The following is a 4,079-nucleotide window of genomic DNA, read 5'->3' as shown; positions in this document are numbered from 1 at the left end:
GTATAACGTGAAACTTATACTTTCTTATATGTTAGAAAAGTGGCCCGAATTGCTTCACCAGAAATGGGGAGGCTTTCGGGCCTTTTTTGTTGAAATTTTGATGTGTATTTACTATGTGAAGCAGATTGTCTAATGTTTTGACCCTGTGTTATGATATGACAAATATCGCGGTTGGAGGATAGACATGGCTGGGGATACTGAAGAATTTAAAAAGTTGAACGAAGAGCAAAGAAATAAGAACATTATTTTAGTAGGGATGATGGCAACGGGAAAGTCAACGGTAGGTGCTATTTTGGCCGAGGAACTGGGCTATGAGCTGGTTGATTTGGATCATGTCATTGTTGAAACTGAAGGCCGAAGCATTGCAGAAATTTTCGCGGAAGATGGAGAGCATTACTTTCGAAGCGTGGAAACAGCAGTACTAAAGCGTATGCTAGAATCTGAGAATAAATTAATATCTACGGGTGGTGGCGCGGTATTGGCGCCGGGGAATACAGATTTAATGCTGAGTAAAGGGCATGTGGTTGCGCTAACGGCAACAGAAGAAGAGATTATTGCCCGCGTTAGCGGAGATCAGAATCGTCCGCTGCTCGCCGGCAATGCAGAAGAACGGGTTAGACGTATCATGGAAGACCGCCATGAAGCTTACCTGTTCGCGCATTACACGGTCGATACAACGGGACTGACAGCGGCAGAAGTGTCGCAACATATTTTAATGCATTACCGCGGCTGAGTTTTTAAGAGAGTGTTTCATTCCATTCAATCATACCGCCGTTTAAATTTGTAGCATGAATGCCAAACTGCTGTAGATATTCGCAGACACGTTGGCTTCGAGCACCGGAACGGCAGATGAAGATCACTTTGGCATCACTTGGAATATCCTCAGTGCGGTGTGGAATTTCTCCCATGGGGATATGCTGTGCACCGGGAATCATCCCGAAGGCGACCTCTTCGTCTTCACGAACGTCGATGAGTACAAGGTCTTCCCCTGTCTCTAGACACTGCCGCAATTCTTGCGGTGTGATTTGTGGAACATTATGCATGGTTGTGACCTCTTTTCATCAGAAGAATGGTTTAATGATAACACAAGCATAGAATACCCTGTCAAACAAGCACTACATACAACTATATCTACTAAGGAGAGTTTATATTATGGACGTTATTGTTAGGCCAACGCCATCCCTGCAAGGAGAATTTGGGGCCCTCTCTTCCAAAAACTATACCACTCGTTATTTGCTGGTTGCTGCATTGTCAGAAGGCGTAAGTACGATCTATCATCCGGCACATAGTGAAGATAGCGATGCCATCCGTCGTTGTATTGCAGATTTGGGAGCTGTACTCACAGAAGATGATGAGAAGATTGTGATTCAGGGCTTTGGACGTAAACCTAAGGATGTTAAGGAACTTAATGTGGGGAATGCTGGAGCCGTATTACGTTTTCTAATGGCTGTAGCTGCTTTAAGCCCTGAGGTCACATTCGTAAATACGTATCCTGACTCTTTGGGCAAACGTCCACATGACGACCTGATCGTGTCTCTAGAACAGCTTGGTGTGAAGGTAGAGCATAATGAAGGTAAGCTGCCGATCACGATCCGCGGTGGCAAACCTGTTGGGGGGAGAATTACAGTTTCAGGTGCTGTCAGCTCCCAGTTCCTAAGCGCTCTACTATTCTTGACACCATTGCTTGAAGAAGATAGTGAAATTATTGTCCTTGATGATTTGAAATCAAAGGTTGTCGTAGGTCAGACGCTAGAAGTATTGGAGCAGGCTGGAATTGTGGTTCATGCGGCGGATGATTATATGACCTTTAAAGTACCAGGTCGTCAAGCCTATGCGGCAAAGACATATACTGTTCAAGGTGACTATCCTGGCTCTGCGGCTATTCTTGCGGCTGCTGCTGTTACCAAATCAGATGTTAAGGTACATCGACTTGTGGAACAGAGTAAGCAGGGAGAAAGAGCCATTGTCGATGTGTTGCGAATGATGGAAGTACCACTTACTCATAACGAGGGAACAGTTCACGTACAAGGGAACGGCGTTCTAAAAGCTGTTGAATTCGACGGAGATGCTGCCACCGATGCAGTGCTGGCTATGGTAGCTGCTGCAGTATTTGCTGAAGGCACTTCACGATTCTATAATGTTGAGAACCTTCGGTATAAGGAATGTGATCGTATAACTGATTACTTGGCAGAATTGACTCGTGCTGGAGCCAATGTTGAGGAACGCCGCGATGAAATTATCGTTCACGGCATGCCTGAAGGCGTTGAAGGTGGTGTGACCATTAACGCGCATTACGACCACCGTGTAATTATGGCGTTGTCCGTAGTAGGTTTACGAGCGCGAAAACCACTTTTGATCAAGGATGCTCACCATGTCGCTAAGTCGTATCCACAATACTTTGATCATCTGCGTGCGCTTGGTGCGAATGTGGAGTGGGTACAATAGAAGTAAGGGAGCTAGTGAATTTAGCTTCAGTTATATAAGGATCATAAAGTGTAACTATGGAAAGGGGCACTATGTATGAGCTTTGAGAATCCAAGTCGGGAACAGATCGGAGATATCCTTGCTTCTGCAGGTAATATTGCAGTTGTTGGCCTGTCTGACAAAACAGACCGTACCTCCTATATGGTCGCGGGTGCTATGCAAAGTCGGGGATATCGGATTATCCCTGTAAACCCATTGGTTGATGGTGAAATATTGGGAGAAAAGTGCTATCATACGTTAGCGGAAATTCCAGAGCCGGTGGACATTGTCAATGTGTTCCGTCGAAGCGAATACTGCGCAAAGGTAGCACAGGAGGCCGCTGACATCGGCGCACGTGTGCTCTGGCTCCAGCAGGGTATCATTAGCCAGGAAGCCGCTGAAATCGCTGCTGAGCACGGTATGACGGCAATTATGGACCGCTGTATCAAGGTCGAGGAAGCAATCACGATGCATGGGCGTAAATAAGCGTTGTTTGATTACGACGGCTGTACAGGCTGTACAATTTCTAATGCAAATCACCATTTAAACTTGATATACTGAAGTTAGACGAAGAACGTCCTTTATCCGCATGATTTGCGGTGAAGGGCGTTTTTTTATTTTTATAGGGGAGGATACCATAATGGAATTTGAAGAAGCACATGGTTTGTTCATTAACAAGCACTTGAAGGAAAGATCAGGAGAAAGAAAGGGGAGGCTGGTTAGAGGTCATAATTATGCGGAGAAGTTGTTCTTGCAGAATGTATGGTGGCCATTGTTTGAGAGCCTTGATGATTTGCATCCAGAATACGAAGTGTACGACTGGAACCGTAAATCTCAATTTCTGGATTTCGCTTTTCTTCCGCAGAGCGGCGGTAGTCTCGGGATTGAGTGCGATGGGTTTCAAAGCCATGTGAAGGACATGGACCGAGAGAGATTCAACTATGCAGCTAATCGGGACACTTTTCTGACCGGAATGGGGTGGAAGATGGTTCATTTTTCTGTTGATGATCTTCAACACCGCCCCGAGGTGTGCCGGATGCTTTTGCAATTGGTGCTGGCACCTCATTTAGCGCGCAAATCTGCAGGCGTGGATATTTTGTCTGAGGAGAAGGAGGTTCTGCGGTTGGCTTGGCGACTGGGTAGGGCGATCCGTCCAAAGGATGTGACCACCCATTTCAGCATTAACTTTCGAACGGCGCGCAGATTGTTGCACTCGTTGAGTGAGAAGGGACTAATAAAGCCTGTAATTACGGGAGAACGGGTTCGACAATACGAGGTGAAAGCTATGCGGCCAGATCAAATATGGTAGGAGAGGTAGATTAATTGCACTATATACAACTATATCGGAAATACCTCTATTCTATTGTGGTTTAGTTGTACTTTGTACACTTATTACACACCAAAGGTAAGAAAAAGGGCGAAATTATTAAAAATAATTGCACAAAGTACACTTATATGGATTTCAGTGCTTCTAGGATATAAATAGTTGCACAAAGTACAATTAATTTCTTTTATAATCATCGGCAGCAAAAGAAAGAGACTCAGTCAGCATACAAAACTTCATTCAATAAATATAACTTATACACTTTCTCTCAAGCCCCCTAATCGAATTGGAG

The 4,079-nt window shown here is 45.0% G+C and carries 5 protein-coding genes; 4 read left to right on the top strand and 1 reads right to left on the bottom strand.

Annotation, left to right across the window (positions count from 1 at the left end; translation table 11 throughout):
• Window positions 1-184: 184 nt before the first annotated feature.
• On the top strand, window positions 185-733 hold the full coding sequence (locus CA598_RS31215) for a shikimate kinase (protein WP_179281481.1): 549 nt from the start codon (window positions 185-187) through the stop codon (window positions 731-733).
• A gap of 4 nt (window positions 734-737) precedes the next feature.
• Here CA598_RS31215 and CA598_RS31210 read toward each other — a convergent pair whose 3' ends face one another.
• Window positions 738-1,043, bottom strand: coding sequence for a rhodanese-like domain-containing protein (locus CA598_RS31210; protein ID WP_094868505.1), 306 nt, complete (start codon window positions 1,041-1,043; stop codon window positions 738-740).
• Window positions 1,044-1,152: 109 nt separating this feature from the next.
• Here CA598_RS31210 and aroA point away from each other — a divergent pair, with 109 nt between their 5' ends.
• The 3 genes from aroA (at window position 1,153) to CA598_RS31195 (ending at window position 3,772) form a co-directional block, all read left to right on the top strand.
• Window positions 1,153-2,445: a 3-phosphoshikimate 1-carboxyvinyltransferase gene (aroA, locus tag CA598_RS31205; protein WP_094868506.1), complete on the top strand. Its 1,293-nt coding sequence runs from the start codon at window positions 1,153-1,155 to the stop codon at window positions 2,443-2,445.
• A gap of 75 nt (window positions 2,446-2,520) precedes the next feature.
• Window positions 2,521-2,949: a CoA-binding protein gene (locus tag CA598_RS31200; protein WP_094868507.1), complete on the top strand. Its 429-nt coding sequence runs from the start codon at window positions 2,521-2,523 to the stop codon at window positions 2,947-2,949.
• A 154-nt stretch (window positions 2,950-3,103) separates the two neighbouring features.
• Window positions 3,104-3,772, top strand: a complete 669-nt coding sequence (locus CA598_RS31195) for a hypothetical protein (RefSeq protein WP_094879014.1) — start codon at window positions 3,104-3,106, stop codon at window positions 3,770-3,772.
• The last annotated feature ends 307 nt before the right edge of the window (window positions 3,773-4,079 follow it).

Origin of the sequence: Paenibacillus sp. VTT E-133291 (genome assembly GCF_002264395.1) — a bacterium.
Lineage (GTDB): Bacteria > Bacillota > Bacilli > Paenibacillales > Paenibacillaceae > Paenibacillus_AQ > Paenibacillus_AQ nitricinens.
This window is presented reverse-complemented; position numbering and strand designations above follow the sequence as displayed.